This is a genomic window from Micromonospora sp. NBRC 110037 (assembly GCF_001652995.1).
Lineage (GTDB): Bacteria > Actinomycetota > Actinomycetes > Mycobacteriales > Micromonosporaceae > Micromonospora > Micromonospora chalcea.
On the sequence record NZ_BBVA01000008.1, the window covers coordinates 134,499 to 151,377 of the forward strand.

Annotated in this window: 13 protein-coding genes; 3 read left to right on the forward strand and 10 right to left on the reverse strand. The window is 73.8% G+C overall.

Features of this window, described 5'->3' with window-relative positions; genetic code table 11:
- Positions 1–12: 12 nt before the first annotated feature.
- The 7 genes from A4R25_RS22790 to A4R25_RS22820 all read right to left on the reverse strand — a co-directional run bounded on the left by A4R25_RS22790 (position 13) and on the right by A4R25_RS22820 (position 10,703).
- Complete coding sequence (locus A4R25_RS22790; protein ID WP_064448130.1) at positions 13–1,545, reverse strand: acyl-CoA carboxylase subunit beta; 1,533 nt, start codon at positions 1,543–1,545, stop codon at positions 13–15.
- 187 nt (positions 1,546–1,732) lie between these two features.
- Positions 1,733–2,653, reverse strand: a complete 921-nt coding sequence (locus A4R25_RS22795) for a hydroxymethylglutaryl-CoA lyase (protein WP_043330791.1) — start codon at positions 2,651–2,653, stop codon at positions 1,733–1,735.
- A gap of 26 nt (positions 2,654–2,679) precedes the next feature.
- The gene (locus tag A4R25_RS22800; RefSeq protein ID WP_043330792.1) at positions 2,680–4,017 is read right to left on the reverse strand and encodes an acetyl/propionyl/methylcrotonyl-CoA carboxylase subunit alpha; all 1,338 of its coding nucleotides are present in this window, start codon (positions 4,015–4,017) and stop codon (positions 2,680–2,682) included.
- A 77-nt stretch (positions 4,018–4,094) separates the two neighbouring features.
- Positions 4,095–4,709, reverse strand: a complete 615-nt coding sequence (locus A4R25_RS22805) for a TetR/AcrR family transcriptional regulator (RefSeq protein ID WP_043327636.1) — start codon at positions 4,707–4,709, stop codon at positions 4,095–4,097.
- Between the two features lie 58 nt (positions 4,710–4,767).
- Positions 4,768–7,614, reverse strand: coding sequence for a hypothetical protein (locus tag A4R25_RS22810; protein ID WP_064448004.1), 2,847 nt, complete (start codon positions 7,612–7,614; stop codon positions 4,768–4,770).
- On the reverse strand, positions 7,607–9,400 hold the full coding sequence (locus A4R25_RS22815) for an HSP90 family protein (RefSeq protein WP_064448005.1): 1,794 nt from the start codon (positions 9,398–9,400) through the stop codon (positions 7,607–7,609). The genes A4R25_RS22810 and A4R25_RS22815 overlap by 8 nt, the downstream gene beginning before the upstream one ends.
- A gap of 163 nt (positions 9,401–9,563) precedes the next feature.
- Entirely contained in the window at positions 9,564–10,703 is a 1,140-nt protein-coding gene (locus A4R25_RS22820) for an FAD-dependent monooxygenase (RefSeq protein WP_064448006.1), read from the reverse strand.
- Positions 10,704–10,793: 90 nt separating this feature from the next.
- Here A4R25_RS22820 and A4R25_RS22825 point away from each other — a divergent pair, with 90 nt between their 5' ends.
- The 3 genes from A4R25_RS22825 to A4R25_RS22835 are packed head-to-tail and all read left to right on the forward strand — an operon-like array spanning position 10,794 to position 13,129.
- A complete protein-coding gene (locus tag A4R25_RS22825; protein WP_043327640.1) occupies positions 10,794–11,393 on the forward strand; it encodes a TetR family transcriptional regulator in 600 nt (199 codons plus the stop codon).
- Positions 11,394–11,408: 15 nt separating this feature from the next.
- Positions 11,409–11,939 carry a SigE family RNA polymerase sigma factor gene (locus A4R25_RS22830; RefSeq protein ID WP_064448007.1) on the forward strand — a complete coding sequence of 177 codons (531 nt, stop codon included), beginning with the start codon at positions 11,409–11,411 and terminating at the stop codon, positions 11,937–11,939.
- Entirely contained in the window at positions 11,936–13,129 is a 1,194-nt protein-coding gene (locus A4R25_RS22835; protein ID WP_064448008.1) for a hypothetical protein, read from the forward strand. Before A4R25_RS22830 ends, A4R25_RS22835 begins: the two co-directional genes overlap by 4 nt.
- Before the next feature lie 55 nt (positions 13,130–13,184).
- Here A4R25_RS22835 and A4R25_RS22840 read toward each other — a convergent pair whose 3' ends face one another.
- From A4R25_RS22840 to A4R25_RS22850, 3 genes are all read right to left on the reverse strand, one after another.
- Positions 13,185–14,087 carry a sulfurtransferase gene (locus tag A4R25_RS22840; RefSeq protein WP_043327642.1) on the reverse strand — a complete coding sequence of 301 codons (903 nt, stop codon included), beginning with the start codon at positions 14,085–14,087 and terminating at the stop codon, positions 13,185–13,187.
- An 89-nt stretch (positions 14,088–14,176) separates the two neighbouring features.
- Positions 14,177–16,273 carry a hypothetical protein gene (locus A4R25_RS22845; RefSeq protein ID WP_157539150.1) on the reverse strand — a complete coding sequence of 699 codons (2,097 nt, stop codon included), beginning with the start codon at positions 16,271–16,273 and terminating at the stop codon, positions 14,177–14,179.
- Between the two features lie 158 nt (positions 16,274–16,431).
- Positions 16,432–16,878 (reverse strand): hypothetical protein, encoded by a 447-nt coding sequence (locus A4R25_RS22850; protein WP_043327643.1) that lies wholly within the window; start codon positions 16,876–16,878, stop codon positions 16,432–16,434.
- Between the last annotated feature and the right edge of the window lies 1 nt (position 16,879).

Sequence of the window (16,879 nt, forward strand, 5' to 3'; positions counted from 1 at the left end):
TTCCTTACCGGGTCAGACGGGGGTGACGCCGTGGCGGCGCCGGGAGAAGTGCCGCTCCTTGCCGCGCGCGGCGGCGAACCGGCGGACCAACTCGGCGCGCAGCTCGTGCGGCTCGACGATCGCGTCCACCACCAGCTCGCTGGCGAGGCGGACCACGTCGATGTCGCGCTCGTACTCCTCGCGCTTCGCGGCCACGAACGCGGCCCGCTCGGCCTCGTCGGAGATGGCGGCGATCTTGTTGGCGTAGACCGCGTTGACGGCGGCCTCCGCGCCCATCACCGCGATCTTCGCGGTGGGCAGCGCGATCGTGGCGTCCGGCTCGAAGCCGGGGCCGGCCATCGCGTAGAGACCCGCGCCGTATGCCTTGCGGACCACCACACAGATCTTGGGTACGGTCGCCTCGGAGATCGCCGTGATCATCTTCGCACCGTGCCTGATGATCCCCTGCTTCTCCACCGCGCTGCCGACCATGAAGCCGGGCACGTCGGACAGGAACAGCAGCGGCACGTTGAACGCGTCGCAGAGCTGCACGAACCGGGTCGCCTTGTCGGCCGAGTCGACGAAGAGCACGCCACCCTTGAACATCGAGTTGTTGCCGACCACGCCGACGACCTCGCCGTTCAGCCGGCCGAACCCGATGGTCAGCTCCTTGGCCCACAGCGCCTGGATCTCGAAGAAGCTGCCGGAGTCGAGCAGACCCTTGACGTACCGGCGCATGTCGAACGCCTGCCGCTCGCTGGCCGGCACCAGCGCGGCCAGGTCGGCCTTCTCCGGCGCGTCCACCGCTTCGGCGGCGGGCGGGTCCTGCTTCCAGTTCGACGGCAGGTACGACAGGTAGGTCCGTACCACGTCGAGCGCGTCGTTCTCGGTCTTGCAGAGGAAGTGACCGACGCCGGACTCGGCGCAGTGCACCTTGGCGCCGCCCATCGCCTCCAGCGTGGTCTTCTCGCCGGTGACCATCTCGACCATCCGGTCGGAGCCGAGGTACATGCTGGCGTTGCCGTCCACCATGGCGACCACGTCGCAGAACGCCGGGATGTACGCCCCGCCCGCCGCGCTCGGCCCGAACAGCGCGCACACCTGCGGGATCGAGCCGGAGGCGCGGACCTGGTTCCAGAAGATCTTCCCGGCGCCGCGCCGACCGGGGAACAGGTCGACCTGGTCGGTGATCCGGGCCCCGGCCGAGTCGACCAGGTAGACCATCGGCACGCCGGTCGCGTACGCCCGCTCGATGATCCGGATGATCTTCTCGACGGTACGCGCGCCCCAGCTGCCGGCCTTGACCGTGGAGTCGTTCGCCATCAGGCAGACCTGGCGGCCGTCGATGGTCGCGGTGCCGGTGACGACGCCGTCGGCGGGCAGCCCGTCGGCCATCGCGTTGGCGTAGAGCCCGTCCTCAACGAAGGAGCCCTCGTCGACCAGGTACGCCACCCGCTCCCGGGCGAACAGCTTGCCCTTCGCGGCGTTCGCCGCGTGGTACTTGTCCGCACCACCGGCGCGGGCGCGCTTGCGCAGCTGCTCCAGTGCCTCACCGTCGAGCGTCACGCCGACTCCCGTTGCCACCGCCCGCGCAGGGCGCCACCGACCTGAACGATCGTTAGGCTACCCCACCGCCGCCCTCTCCGGCGACCCGCTCCTCGCACCCCCACCCATCCACTCCCGTGATCAAGGAGTTTGCGTCCTCCGCGCGGCCGAATGAGGACACAAACTCCTTGATCAACGCGCGAAACGGTCAGGAGGGGAGGGGGGTCAGGCGGGTACGGGGGCCGGCTCGGAGGACTCCGGACGGGAGCTTCTTGCCCACCAGGGTCTCGGCCAGCTCGGCGGCAGCGATCAGGGCGTCCAGGTCGATGCCGGTGTCGATGCCCATGTCGTGCAGCATGTGCACCGCCTCCTCGGTGGCCAGGTTGCCGCTGGCCCCCGGCGCGTACGGGCAGCCGCCGAGGCCGCCCACGCTGGCGTCGAACTCGGTGACGCCCAGCTCCATCGCGGTGAGCATGTTCGCCAGCGCGGTACCCCGGGTGTTGTGGAAGTGCAGCAGCACCGGCAGGTGGGCGTTGCGGTCCCGCACCGCCGTGACCAGCTCGCGGACGCGCCGGGGCGTACCCATGCCTGTGGTGTCGCCGAAGGCGACGCGGTCCGCGCCGTCGCGGGCGACCCGGTCCACGATCGCGGCGACCCGGCGGGGGTCCACGTCGCCCTCGTAGGGGCAGCCGAAGCTGGTCGCCACGATCACCTCGGCGGTCGCGCCCGCGCCGTGCAGCAGGTCGATCAGCTCGGCGATGTCGTCCAGCGACTCGTCGGTGGAGCGGTTGACGTTACGGCGGTTGTGCGTGTCGCTGGCCGAGACCACCACCTCGATCTCGGTGAAGCCGGCGGCCAGCGCCCGCTGCGCGCCCCGGGTGTTCGGCACCAACGCGGAGTAGCGCACCCCGTCGGCCTTCTCCGCCCGCTGCCACACCTCGTCGGCGTCGGCCATCTGCGGGATCGCGCGGGGGTGGACGAAGGAGACGGCCTCGATGCGCCGCACCCCGGTACGGGACAGCGCGTCGAGCAGCCGCACCTTCGCGTCGGTGGGGATGGGCTCCTCGTTCTGGAGGCCGTCCCGGGGACCGACCTCACGGATGCTCACGGAGTCGGGGAGTTCCGCCATCAGGTTCACCTCGTTCGGGTCGAAGGTCAGCGCATCCGGGAGACGATGCCGGTGTCGTAGTCGCCGGAGAGGAACTCCGGGTTCTCCAGCAGCTCGGCGAAGAACGGCAGGTTGCACTTCGGGCCGGCGATCTCGAACTGGGCGACCGCCGCCCGGGCCCGCTCGACCGCCTCCTCGCGGGTGTCCCCGCTGACGATCAGCTTGGCCATCAGGCTGTCGTAGAACGGCGTGACCGTGTTGCCGGCGACGTAGCCGGAGTCCACCCGTACGCCGGCGCCGGCCGGCTCGTTCCAGGTGGTGATCGCGCCCGGGCCGGGCAGGAAACGCTTCGGGTCCTCGGCGTTGATCCGCAGCTCGATGGCGTGGCCGCGCGGGGCGAGCGCGTCCGGGTCGAACGTCGGCGCCAGCCCGGCCGCCACCCGGAGCTGTTCCTCGACCAGGTCGACGCCGTAGACGTACTCGGTGACCGGGTGCTCGACCTGCAGCCGCGTGTTCATCTCCAGGAAGAAGAACTCCTGCGTCGAAGGATCGAGCAGACATTCCACGGTGCCCGCGTTGCGGTAGTTCACCGCCTCGCCGGCCCGTACCGCGGCGGCCAGGAAGCGCTCGCGCAGCTCCGGCGAGACCGCCGGGGACGGCGACTCCTCGACCAGCTTCTGGTTGCGCCGCTGCACCGAGCACTCCCGCTCGCCGAGCGCCACCACCCGGCCGTCGGCCAGGCCGAGGATCTGCACCTCGACATGGCGTACCCGGGGGAAGTACCGCTCGATCAGCACCGAGCCGTCGCCGAACATCCGCTCCGCGAACGCGCGGACCTTGTCGTACTCGGTGCGCAGCGCCGCCTCGTCGGCGGCCACGCCCATGCCCATGCCACCGCCACCGGCGGCGGCCTTGACCATCACCGGGTAGCCGATCTCCGCGGCCGCCGCGACCGCCGCGTCCAGGTCGGCCGCCGGCTCGGTGGTGCCGGGCGCGACCGGCACCCCGGCCGCCGCCATCAGGTTCCGGGCGTTGATCTTGTCGCCCATCGCGGTGATCGCGTCCGCGCCGGGTCCGACCCAGATCAGGCCCGACCCCTCGACGGTACGGGCGAAGTCCGCGTTCTCGGACAGGAAGCCGTAGCCGGGGTGGATCGCCTGCGCGCCGGTGCTGCGGGCGGCCTCGAGGATCGCCTCGACGTTCCGGTAGCTCTGCGCCGGGTTCGCCGGGCCGACGCAGACCGCCTCATCGGCCTCGGTCACGAACGGCAGCGCGCCGTCGGCCTCCGAGTGCACAGCGATCGTCCGGATCCCGAGCCGCCTGCCGGTACGGATGATCCGGCGCGCGATCTCCCCCCGGTTGGCGACCAACAACGATTCGATCATCTTCTGCACGGACGTGACCCCTTCTCGACGCAAAGCCGGGGTCTCTTCTTAACATGCGTTAAGGTCCGGGCGGCGTGTCAGGTCGGATCGGTGGGCGCGAGCAGGGCCGCGAGCGTCGCGCCGCGCAGCAGCTCGGCCCGGCGCCGGCGATCGACCTCGCCACCGAGGAACGGCGTCGAGTTCATCAGGCCGAACGCCGCGTGGGCGAGCACCCGGGCCGCGCCGTCCGGCAGGCCGGGGTGCAGCGCGGTCAGCACCGTCACCCACTCCTCGACGTACATCCGCTGAAGCCGGCGGATGCGCCGGCGCGGCTCGTCCGGCAGGCGGTCCAGCTCGTGCAGGTGCAGGGCGATCACCGCCGGGTTGGCCAGCGCGAACTCGACGTGGAAGTCGATCAGCGACTCCAGCGCGCCACGCGGGTCGTCCGGGTGCCCGGCGGCCCGCTCCCGCCCGCCCGCGAGCAGCCCCTCGCTGACCGGCACCAGCGCGGCGACGAGCATCGCCTCCTTGCCGGCGAAGTGGTGGTAGAGAGCCGGCCCGGTGACACCGGCCGCCGCGCCGATGTCGTCCATCGACACGCCGTGGTAGCCGCGCGCCGCGAAGAGGCCGACCGCGATCTCCAGGATCTCGTCCCGCCGGGACCGGCGCCGGGCCGTGCCCGCCGTCCCCCGTGCCTGCTGTTCCACCGCCACCGGATCAGCCTAGACCTCGGCGTCGATCTAGAGCAGCCGCGGTTACCCGGCAGTCGCCTCAGTCCTCCTCGATGCCGTGCTCGGCGCGGACCGTCGCCGCCTCGGCCGGCCGGCCCTGGTCGTCGAGCGCGCGGGCCAGCAGCCAGGCGGCATGCGCGGCGGGCCGGGAGCCGGTGGGCAGACCACCCAGCACCGGACGCAGCAGCCCTTCGGCCTGCTCCGGCCGGCCGTCGCGCAGCAGCAGCTCGCCGGTCAGCACCTCGACCTGCGCCGCCTCGCCGAACGCCTCGATCGACCGGAGCCGCCCCGGCACACCCTCCAGCCGGTCCAGCGCGGCGGTGAGCCGGTCCTCGCCGATCAGCACCCGGGCGACCGCGTCGGCGGCCATCGCCCGCTCGTACGTGACCACGGGCGGCTCGTCGGGCTGACCGGAGACCGCGGCCGCCGCGGCGTCCACCCCCTCGATCGCGGCCACCGCGGCCGGCAGGTCACCGGACCAGTGCAGGGCGAGGAGTTCCCGCCGCCGGGCCCGCAACTCGTCCACCTGGAATCCGGCCAGCCGCCACGCGCTGGCCGCCGCCGCGAACCGCTGCGCGGCCAGCGCGTCCCGGTCGGCGTCGTAGAGCAGGCCGCCGGACTCCTCCAGCACCTGCGCCCGGCGGGGAAGATTGTCCGGCCCGTCCAGGTTCTCCGCCAACGTGTCGAGCACCGCGAGCGCCAGATCCGTCTCACCGAGCCCCGCGTAGATCCCCGACAGCATGTGCCGGCACCGGTCCGCCTCCGCCTGCGCGCCGGCCCGGTCCAGCCCGAGCACCGCCTCCTCGGCCACCTCGGCGGCCTCGGCCAGCCGGCCGGCCATCCGGTACGCCTCGGCCAGCTCCCAGCGCAGCAGCGCGTCGCCCTCCAGCCCCTGCTCGACGCAGAGCGTGACCGCCTCGGCCAGATCGTCCACCGCCTCGCCGGCCCGGTCGGCGGCCAGCAACGCCCGGCCCCGGGTCACCCGCAGCGGCAGGTGGGCGCCGGCCGGGGCGACAGTCAGCGCCTCGTCGCAGGCGGCCACCGCGTCGGCCGGATCGTCGGTGGAGCGGGCGTACGCCAGGCAGGCGCTGGTCAGCATCTCGGCGTCGCCCAGCTCGCCGGCCAGCCGGCGGGACCGTGCCGCCGCGTCCCGGAACTCCTCGGCCCGCTCCAACTGCTCCAGCACGTGCGTGCGGTGCAGCGCGACCCGCCCGGCCAGCCACGGATCGGCGTCCGCCTCCGCGTCGGCGCGGTCGAGCGCGTCGAGCGCCTCCGCCCACCGCTCCCGGTGCACGTGGGCGAGCGCGAGCCGGTCCCAACCGGCGGCCCGATCCCGCGGTTCGCCGTGCGCGGCCAGGTACGCGGCCGACTCCCGGGCCAGCGTCAGCCCCTCGTCCGCGCTCTCCTCGGTCATGCTCAGCAGCACACCGAGCCGCCCGGCCACCACCTGCGCCCGCAGCGGGTCCGGCACCTCCCGCCACGCGGCCAGCGCCTCCCGGTTGACAGCGGTCGCCACCGCCACGCCGTCGTCGTCCTCCTGGGACAACTCGCCCGCCCGCAGCTCCAGCCGCCACGCCCGGGTGGCCGGCGGCAGGTCGGCGTCGCCGTACCGCTCGTCGTACGCGCGCAGCACGGTGCCCAGCCCCTCCCGGCAGTTGGTGCGCCAGCACTCCTCGGCCAGCGCCAGCAGCTCGTCGGCGCCGGCGTCGGCGGGCACGCTGACCGGCGGCTCGGTCGTCGCCCGGTCGTCCGGCGCGGTACGCGGCGCGGGCACCACCGGGCGGCGCACGCTGGCGGAGAGCGGCAGGTGCTCGCCCTCCGGCCCGGCCACCAGCTTCCGGGCGATCAACGCGGACTGGTGCGTGGTGCCGTTACGCGCGTCGAAGCGCCCGGCCAGTCCGGTGGCCGTACCGGCCAGCTCGTCGGCGAGCGCGCCCACCGGCACGTCGGCGGCCGGCCGGTCACCGGAGGCGCGACGGTGCACAGTCAGCTCGGCCGGCACCTGACGCAGCGCCGCCGACGCGGCGGCCGCGAAGTGCATCGCGGCGGCCGGGGTGGGTGCCCGGTCCAGCCAGTCCAGGTGCCGCTCGACCAGCTCCAGCGCGCGGGCATCGTTGCCGGTCGCGGTGCAGAACTCGATGTGCTCGGCGACGTCCCACAGGTTGGCCAGGTGCCCACGCAGCCGCCGGTACGCCTCCCGGTGCGCGTCCCGCGCGGCGTCGCCCCGGCCGGTCTCGCGGTAGGGCGTGAGCAGCGCGGTGAGGATTCCCTGCGGCTGCTCGCTGCAGGTCAGCCGGCCGGCGAGCACCGGCTCGGCGAGGGCCACCGCCTCCTCGTGCCGGCCCAGCCGGACCAGGTGCGCGACCTGCGTGGTCGGGTCGCAGCCGGCGCAGTCGGAGAGCGTGTCGCGGGGCGTGGTCATCCACTTGCGGTACCACTGCTCCGCCGCGTCCTCATCGCCCACGTGCGCGGCGACCAGGTAGCGGTGCTTGTGGACCGCCTGCAACGAGTGCCCGGCGTCGCGGTAGCGCCGCTCCATGTCGTCGAGCACCGCGTACGTCCGGTCCAGCGGCAGCTCCGGGAACTTCACCATGGCGTTGACCATGTACTTGAAGGCCCAGAGCAGCTGGTGCGTGTAGCCCTGGTGGTAGGGCTGCGGATCCTTGTCGTACTCGGACAGGCACCAGGAGAACGTGACGAACGACTTCGCCGGTTCGCCGCCGTAGACGTACGCGGTGGTGCCGGTGACCCGGGCGGCGAAGGCGAGGTGCCGGTCGTCGCCCGCGTCGGCGCGGCGCAGCAGTTGTTCCAGCGCGGCGATCTGCCCCGGGCCGTACGGCATGGTCTCGATCTCGTGGTGCATGCGCCAGAGGTCGTCGTCAGTCACGGGTCACTCCCGGTACGGCCCGGCCGAGCAGGCCGAGGAAGGAACTGTTCAGCAGCGCGGCGTCGGCCGCCCGGATCGGGTGGTGCCCGAGCAGCAGGGCCTGCCCGTAGAGCGCCTCGACGGCCAGCCCGACCAGCTCCGGGTCGGCGAGCGTGGTCACCCGGCGGACCAGCGGGTTGCGGTGGTTGAGCACGAGTTGCGGGCGGTCCGGCGGGGCGGAGGCGGCAAGCGCGTCGAGCACGCCGCCCCACAGCTCGTCGGCCTTGTCCCGGCTGGCGGCGAGCTGGTCGTGGAACGCGGCCGAGCGGGACACCAGGTAGAGCGCGGGCAGCGAGACCGGGTCGTACGCCCGGATGACGACCTCGCAGCCGAGCCGTTCCAGCGCCCGCTGCGCGCCGGTCAGGAACGGCCGCAGGGCCAGCTCGGTCGCCGGGTCGAGGATCTCGAACCGGGTGGTGAGGTCACTCGGCTCCAGCCGTTCGATGAGCACCGATCGATCCACTGTGGGCAATCGCTCGATCAGCTCGGTGTCGTACGTGTAGCCGCCGTTCACCACCGCCAGGTCCTGCGCGGCGGCCACGGCGGCGAGCTGGCGGAACTCGTCCAGGCCGGCGGCGTACCGGAGCACGCCGTGGCGCTGCCGGAACTCGGCGAGCGTCATCGTGCCGACGTTGGTGTCCATCGGCCACCACTGGTCGACCAGCCGCAGCATCTCGTCGTCGTGCATCGCGAGCGCCTTGACGCCGAGGTGGTGCACCTGGAGGAACTCGCCGAGCCGGCGCGGGTCGTGCTTGGCCAGCCGCACCAGCCAGCCCCGGATCTGGTCGCCGAGCGCCTCCCGGACGGAGGTGAGCAGCGCGTCCTCGTAGAGCGCCTCGCGGCTGGCGGTGGGGCGCAGCTCGCTCGCGTCGACCACGCAGTGGGCGAAGAAGGCCCACTCGGGCAGCAGCCCGTCGGCGTGCTCGCTGAGCAGCATCCGCTTGAGGTAGACCCGGTGCCCGGCGCGGGCGGCCGGGTTCACCGCGGTGGGCAGGATGAACGCCACTCCGGTGAGGCCGGCCTCGGGCACCGACAGCGGCACCACGTCGAACGGGACGAACCCGAGCAGCTCCTGCGCGTACCGCTGGAGCCCGGCGCGGTCGACCGGCGCGCCGGGCGTGGTGGGCCATGGCGGCGGCCCGGCGGTGGTCGGCGTGTCGCCGACCCGGACGTCGACCGGCAGCAGGCTGCCGTAGAGGCGGGCCAGCTCGGTGACGGTGGGTACGCCGAGCCACTGGTCGGCGTCGCGCCGGGGCACCAGGGTCACTGTGGTGCCGGGCTCGTCGCGGGCCTGCTCCGGCTCGGCGAGCCGCACCGCGTACCGGCCGTCGGACCAGCCCGTCCAGAGCACCGTGGGCTCGTCGGCGTGCCGGGTGACCACCCGGATCTCGTCGGCGACCAGGAAGCAGGAGAGCAGCCCGATGCCGAACTGGCCGAGGAACTCGTGCCGGGAGAAGCCCAGCTCGTCGCGTTTGGAGCTGCGGCCGATGGTGGCGAGCAGCTCGTGCACCTGCGCCTCGGTGAGACCGATGCCGGTGTCGTGCACGCGCAGGGTGCCGTCGCCGGTCAGCTCGGGCGGCTCGATGCGTACCCGGGCCGGGGCGTTCGGCTCGGTGGACCGGCGCGCGGTGATCGCGTCGACGGCGTTCTGGAGCAGCTCGCGCACGTAGACGCGCGGGCTGCCGTACAGGTGGTGACTGAGCAGGTCGACCACGCCACGGAGGTCCACCTGGAAGGTGCGGTCCAATCGCGCTCCCGGTTCGGATTTCGGCGCTCACCGTACCGGTCAGCGCCGACAGTGTCCGACCCGTTTCATCCCTCCCCCGCCCGCCCACCTCCTCGCTGATCTTGCACTTTCCGCCCGGTCGAAGGCGCACAAAAAGGACCCGTCGAGGGCCCGAACTGCAAGATCAGCGGGGTGGGGGCTCGAAGCCGGCGAGGCGGGTTGCGATTCGGGCGCGCATCGGGGGGAGGGTGGAGACCGCCTGGAGCAGGAGGTTTCGCAACGGGCGGAGTGGGGGTGGGGCGGCGGCTAGGCGGGTCAGGGTGGCGGCGAAACCGAGCACCTCCTCGGCGCGGGGGCGGCGGTCGGCCGCGTACCCGTCGAGGGCCCGCGGACCGGCGGCGAGCGCGTCGCCGAGCGCGACCGCGTCGCGCAGGCCGAGATTCATCCCCTGCCCGCCGGCCGGGCTGTGCACGTGCGCCGCGTCCCCGGCGAGCAGCACCGGCCCGGCACGGTAGGTGCTCGCGATCCGGTGGTGGATCCGGAACCGGGACGACCAGTCCATCCCGGTGACCCGGTCCGGCCGGCGCGCCGGACCGCGCTCGTCGAGCAGCGCCTGGAAGTGGTGCGCCTGCGGGTCGCGCGGCGCGTCCGCCACCGCGGCGACCAGCCGCACCGTACCGTCGGGCAGCGGCGCCCAGACCAGCGGGCCCCGCCGGGACAGGAAGAGGCTCACCTGGTCGCGCGGCAACGCGCTGTCCACCCGGACGTCGGCGAGCAGGAACGACTCCCCGGGGTCGGCCGGGCCGCCGAAGCCGATGCCGGCGAGTTCGCGGACCCGGCTGTGCATCCCGTCCGCGCCGACGACCCAGCGCGCCCGGACCGCACGGCCGTCGTCGAAGCGCGCGAGAGCGCCGTCGCCGTCGAGGTCCAGGCCGGTCATCTCGTACGGCCGCAGCACGCGCCCGCCGAGCGCGGCGAGCCGGTCGGTGAGCACCGCCTCGGTCTCCGCCTGCGAGATCAGCAGCGCGTACGGGTAGCGCGACGGCAACCGGTCGAAGGGGACGGTGAGCAGCACCCGGTCCCGGTCGCGGACGCTGAACCGGGCCGAGCGCAGCCCTCGGGCGGCCAGCGGCGCGGCGACAGCGATCCGGTCCAGCACTTCGAGGGTGCCGGCGTGCACGACGGCGGCGCGCGACGTGACGGGCGGCTCGGCGAGCCGGTCGACGACGGTCGCGGCAACCCCGTGCCCGGCCAGCGTCACGGCCACCGCCAGGCCGGTCGGCCCGGCGCCCACCACGAGGACGTCGGTGCGTTCGGGCAGCATCGCTCTCACCTCCGGCTCGGTCAACAACTGTTTGCCAACACATGTTGACTTTACTGTAGAGGCGATGTCAACACGTGTTGGCCTACAGTCGTGGACGTGACCGAACCCGCCACCCGAACCCGCCGCTCGGACGCCACCCGGGCGGCCATCCTGCGCGCCGCCCGGGAACGCTTCGCCGCCGACGGCTACGACCGGGCCACCATCCGGGCCATCGCCGCCGACGCCCACATCGACCCGTCGATGGTGATGCGCTACTACGGCAGCAAGGAGGGACTCTTCGCCGCGGCGGCCGAGTTCGACCTGCGCCTGCCCGACCTGGCCGAGGTGCCGCCGGACCGGCTCGGCGAGACACTGACCCGGCACTTCGTACGCCGCTGGGAGGCGGACGGGACACTCGTCGCCCTGCTCCGGGCCGCCGCCACCAACCCCGGCGCGGCCGAACGGATGCGCGGCATCTTCGCCGGCCAGCTCGCCACCGCGGTGGCCCGGTCGAGCGCCGACCCGGCCACCGCCGAGCGGCGGGCCGGTCTGGTGGCCAGCCAGATCCTCGGACTGGCCCTCACCCGGTACGTCGTCCGGCTGCCACCCGTCGTGGACCTCGACCCGGAGGAACTGACCGCCTGGGTCGGCCCGACGATTCAGCGCTACCTGACCCAACCTTTGCCCCCGTCCCGCGCGTCTGGCCGGTGACGGAGGAGGAGCCGGATGGGGCGTGACTCGGACGACGGGCGGGCGGACTACCTCGCCTTCGTCGAGTCGCACCAGCACCGGCTGCTGCGCGCCGCGTACCTGATCTGCGGCAACCGGCACCAGGCCGAGGACCTGCTCCAGGACGCGCTGCTCAAGCTGGCGCTGCGCTGGCCGTCGGTGCGCGACGGCGACCCGGCCGCGTACGTGCGCGCCATCCTCTACCGCGACGCCGTGTCCTGGTGGCGACGCCGGCGGCGGGAGTGGCTCAGCGCGTACCCGCCGGAGCGGCCGGACACGGACGGCGACCCCGCGTTGCGGCTCACCGTGCGCGCCGCGCTGGACCGGCTGCCGCCACGACAGCGGGCCGTCGTGGTGCTGCGCTACTTCGAGGACCTGACCGAGGTCGCCACCGCCGAGGCGCTCGGCGTCACGGTCGGCACCGTCAAGAGCCAGTGCCACGACGCGCTGCGCCGGCTGCGCGACGTGGTGCCCGCCCCCGGCCGGTCCGGCGACGGCCTGGCCGCCGGAAGCGAGGTGAACCCGTGAACGAGACGGAGCTGACCCGGCTGCTGACCCGGGCCACCGAGGAGATCCGCCCGACCCGGCCGGCCGCCGCCGGATGGGAACGGGCCGGGCGGGTCCGTCGTGCCCGCCGCGCCGCCGGGGCCGCCGCCGTCGCCGTGGTCCTGGTCGGCGGCGGTACGACAGCGCTCCTGCACCGCTCCGGCCCGCCCCCCGCGGCGCCACCCCGCCCGGCGGTGACCTCGGCACCGAGCGCGCCGGTCGTGCAGCGGCCCCCGGACCGGCTCGGCGAGGCGGGCGACCCGCTGGGCCGGCTCGGCGACCGGGTCGCCTACCGCCTCTCCGACCGGCCGGTGAGCCGGGCGCTGGCGCTGTACCAGCCGGTCGACCCGGCCACCGGCGAGGCGGGCACGGTCCGGGTGCTGGGTGACGACGGCATCGTCCGGGAACTCGACGTGGTCACGCTCGCGCCCACCCGCGACGCCGAGGGCAACGAGGCGACGGCACTCAAGCCGGGCAGCCTGTCGCCGGACGGCCGGACCGCCGCGTTCGCGCAGACCGGCGAGGTGGTGGTGGTCGACCTGACCGACGCCGAGTTGCGTCGCTATCCGCTCGCGGGCTACCTGGAACACTTGGTCTGGGCCGGTGACCGGCTGATCGTCGGGGACAACGACACCGCGTACGAGCTGGACCGGCGCACCGGAGCGGCGCCGAAGCTGACAGTCGACCCGTGGACGCTCGTCGTACCCGAGCCGGACCGGCCCGGCGACCTGCTCACAGTGGGCGGCTGGTCCGGGGACGGCGGCCTGGCCGTACGCCGGTTCCCCGCCTCCGGCGGCGCGCCGGACCGGCGGCCGGTGACCACCGGCGCGCTTCCCCCCGGCTACCGGCTGGACGAGGTGTACGGGCGGGGCTGGCAGCGCGGCGACCGGATCGGCCAGGCCGGGTGGACCACCACCGCCAGTGGCGCCGGCACGATGAGCGGGGGCGAGGGCGTGGCGGTGCTGGACGCCCGCACCGGCGCGGTGACGCGCCTGCTCGACCTGGGCCGGGAGGGCCGGGCCAAGGCGTGCTGCGAGGTGTACGGCTGGACCGCCGACGGCGGCCTGCTGTTCCGCTACGACGCCGGGCTGGCCCGCTGGCGGCCGGAGACCGGCGCTGTCGACCTGGTGGCGGCCGACGTCCCCGGGAGCCTGTCGATCGCCGCCCGCTGACGGGTCCGGAACGCGGCCGGTCCCGCCGCGGTGACGGCGGGACCGGCCGGGACGCTCAGCGGGTCAGGCCGCCGGGCTGGTCGCCCTTCACGACGGGAGCCCGGACCAGGTTGCCCCACTCGGTCCACGAACCGTCGTAGTTGCGCACCTGCGGGAAGCCGAGCAGGTGGTGCAGCACGAACCAGGTGTGGCTGGACCGCTCGCCGATCCGGCAGTACGCCACCACGTCGTCGGACGGGCTCAGACCGAGCTGGTCGGCGTAGATGGCGCGCAGTTCGTCGGCGGACTTGAACGTGCCGTCGTCGTTCGCGGCGGACTTCCACGGCTTGCTCACCGCGCCCGGGATGTGCCCGCCACGCAGCGCGCCCTCCTGCGGGTAGTCCGGCATGTGCAGCATCTCGCCGGTGTACTCGCCCGGCGACCGCACGTCCACCAGCGGCCGACCGGCCGCCACGTGCGCCATGACCTGCTCCCGGTACGCGCGGATCGGCGCGTCGTTGCGCTCCGGCACCGGGTACGAGGCGCGGGGCCGGCTCACCTTGTCCCGGGTCAGCTCCCGCCCCTCGGCGATCCACTTCTGCCGGCCGCCGTCGAGCAGCCGTACGTCCGGGTGACCGAAGAGGGTGAAGACCCAGAGGGCGTACGCGGCCCACCAGTTGAAGTTGTCGCCGTAGAAGACGACCGTGTCGTCCCGCCCGATGCCCTTGGCCGCGCACAGCTCGGCGAAGCTCGCGGCGTCCAGGTAGTCGCGGGTGACCTGGTCGTTGAGTTCGGTGTGCCAGTCGACCTTGACGGCGCCGGGGATGTGGCCGGTGTCGTAGAGGAGCACGTCCTCGTCGGACTCGACCACCACGAGCCCTTCGTCGCCCAGGTGCTCGGCCAGCCATTCGGTGGTGACCAGGCGCTGCGGGTCGGCGTACGACTGGAGATCAGGATGCGGATCGCTCGGCACAGGCATGATCCCCAAGGTACGCCGGATCGCGGGCCACGGATGTGACACCGGCCCCACCGCCTCGGAAAGGTGGTGGGGCCGGTGCGGTCAGGTGCTCAGCCCTCGGCCACCAGGAACGTCCAGACCTGCTCGGGCGAGCGGGTGCCGTCCGCGGTGACCCCGACGACAGTGAGCGTGTGCGTCCCGCCGTCGGTGGGCGTCCAGCTCACCGTCGCCCGGCTGCCGGTCTCGACACGCTGCTCGACGCCGTCGTCGAACCGGTAGAGGAAGGCCACCGTCGTGGTGAGTTGCGACGTGAACCGGAACTCGCCCGGCTGGCCCGGACCGCCCATGGGCACGTCCGTCCGGTACGGGTCGGCGGTGACGGCGGGGCGCAGGTCCCGCACCCGGAAGGAGAAGGTCGCCGGCTCCGATACGGTGCCGTCCCCGCTCACGCTGCGCACGACCAGGTTGACCACGCCCGCCTCGGTCGGCGCCCAGGTGACAGACGCGGTGCCGTCGGCCTGCGCGGCCACCACCTGCTGGTCCTCGCCGGTGAACTGGTAGCGGTAGCTGACCGTGTCGGGCAGGCGGGGGGTGAAGGTGAAGACGCCCGGAATGCCCTGCCCACCGCTGGGGACGGGCAGGTAGACGGTGGCCGAGACCTTCGGCGCGGTCGGCAGGCTGAACTGCCGGCTGCTGGTGGCCTCCACACCGTCGGCCGTGACGCTGGTGACGGTCAGGGTGCGGGACCCGCCCCGGGTCGCGGTGACGGTGATCGCGGCAGAGCCGTCCGCCGCCGCGTCCACCGTCTGCTCGGGGTCGCCGTCGAGGGCGTAGCGGTAGCGCACCACGCCGTCCATCTGCGGACGCAGCTGGAACGTGGCAGGCACCCCGATCTCACTCAGCCGTCCCTCCACGACCGGCGACACGTCCGAGGCGCGGAACGTGTACTCGGTGGTCGCCGAGCGGTTGCCGACCGCGTCGAGGCTCCACACCCGCAGGGTGTTCGGGCCGCTGTCCGGGGTGAGCGTGACGGTGGCCGTGCCGCCCGTCCGGTCCGCGTCGATCATCTTCTCGACGCCGGAGTCCAGCGAGTAGCCGTACCGCACCACGTCGGCGGCGCCGTTGGCGGTGAAGGTGAACTCGCCGGGCAGAGCCGGGTACCACCCGTCGTCGTCGGGGAAGTCGGTCGACGTCACGACGGGCGGCGTGGCCGGCCCCCGGACGTCGAGGCGGAAGTAGCAGACCGGGCTCCACTCGCCGGTGGCCCGGCTGTCCGCCGCCCGCATCTGCCAGGCGTACGTCCGGTCGTGCTCGAACGGCGACGGATAGATGGTGTCGTAGCGGCCGACGGCCCGCTCGCCGTCGCGCGCGTAGTCGGTCTGCTCGATCCGCGCCTCCGGCTGGTCGACCGGCCAGGCCGCGAAGGAGACGGTGAGCTGGTCCGTGCCGCCGCTGTCGTTACGGTCCCGGTCGTGCACCACTCCGGAGGGGACTGGGTAGCGGATCACCTGGTACGGCTCGGTGGTGGTGCACGCCGTGCCGGTCTCGCTCCGCAGGTCGGTCGGCACGCCGGGGCGGAAGTTGTAGTCGATCGAGATGCCGACCTTGCTGGCGTACTTCCGTGCCAGTGCCGGGTCCCGCTCGGCGTCGGCGGGCAGCCGCAGCGAGAGGGTCAGCGTCGACCGGCCCTCGGCGAGCGCCTGGCGCAGCCCGTCGACCGCGTCGAACTCCACCCGGGGCGCCGGGCAGACGGTCTGGTCGGTGAGCTGGCGGCTGTCGACCAGCCCCAGGTCGGCCGGAGGGTTCCGCCAGCTCGACCGGGCGGTGTAGGCGGCGGTACGCCGCAGCTCGACCACGGGACGGCTGGTGCAGTCGCCGCCTGCCGTCTCCTTCACGTCGAGGACTGCGGACTGGATGTCCGCTCCCCGGTAGCGGGAGATGTCGAACGTGAAGTAGGCGCGCGACGTGTGCGGGCGGCCTTTCCCGTCCTTCCACGTGCCGACCGGCACGTCCCCGGACCGGTCGATGTCGACCGTGGTGGGCGAGTGCGAGTCGGTCCAGGCCCACGAGGTGTTCGTCTCGTAGCGGATGTCGTACGCGGCTGCCGGCGCCGCGGTGGCGGCCACCGTTCCGGCCGCGACCACCATCGACAGCGCGGCGGCGAGCACGCCTCGCCGGGCGGTTCGACGTGGATTTCTGTCAGGCATGAGGGTCATCCCTCATCCACCTTTCCCCGATTTCGCCCCGTACTCGATCGACGGGGGTAGCGGATGCTATCCAGTGGGGCGGACATCGGGCGATCCCGATAAGCGGGCAACCGGACACATCGGACGAACGGCGGTGAAGGTCGAGCCGTGCGGCGGGGTCAGGCGCGGCGGTGCACCAGGCGGCCGGCGACCACTGTGGCCAGGCAGGCGCCGTCCGGGCCGAACACGGCGAGGTCGGCCCGCCCGCCGGTCACCAGTGCGGGCGGCCGCACGCCGGGCAGCACCGCCACGTCGTTGCGGGCCGCGGCAGCCCGCAGCGCCGGGTCGGCCACGTGCTCCTCGACCACCGCGGCGACGCCGAGCCGGAACAGCGCGTGCACCCGCTCGCGCGGCGTGGGCGCCGGGGGCAGCGGACCGTCGTGCACGAGCGCCGGCCCGAGCGTGCCGGCCCACCGCCGCACCCGCATCCCGGGGTACGCGCCGGGAAGCTCGTCCGTCGGCACGATCGCCTCGACCCGGTCACCGGCGACCACGACGGCCAGCCCCGCTCGGGGCGGGTCGTCGGCTGTCAGCCGCAGCAGGTCGGCGGCGTGGACGGTACGCACA

Excerpts from the sequence above, each read along its gene's own strand:
- A4R25_RS22845 (WP_157539150.1), bottom strand. The coding sequence starts at position 16,273 with ATGCCTGACAGAAATCCACGTCGAACCGCCCGGCGAGGCGTGCTCGCC.
- A4R25_RS22820 (WP_064448006.1), bottom strand. The coding sequence starts at position 10,703 with ATGCTGCCCGAACGCACCGACGTCCTCGTGGTGGGCGCCGGGCCGACC.
- A4R25_RS22800 (WP_043330792.1), bottom strand. The coding sequence starts at position 4,017 with ATGATCGAATCGTTGTTGGTCGCCAACCGGGGGGAGATCGCGCGCCGG.
- A4R25_RS22795 (WP_043330791.1), bottom strand. The coding sequence starts at position 2,653 with ATGGCGGAACTCCCCGACTCCGTGAGCATCCGTGAGGTCGGTCCCCGG.
- A4R25_RS22840 (WP_043327642.1), bottom strand. The coding sequence starts at position 14,087 with ATGCCTGTGCCGAGCGATCCGCATCCTGATCTCCAGTCGTACGCCGAC.
- A4R25_RS22830 (WP_064448007.1), top strand. The coding sequence starts at position 11,409 with ATGGGGCGTGACTCGGACGACGGGCGGGCGGACTACCTCGCCTTCGTC.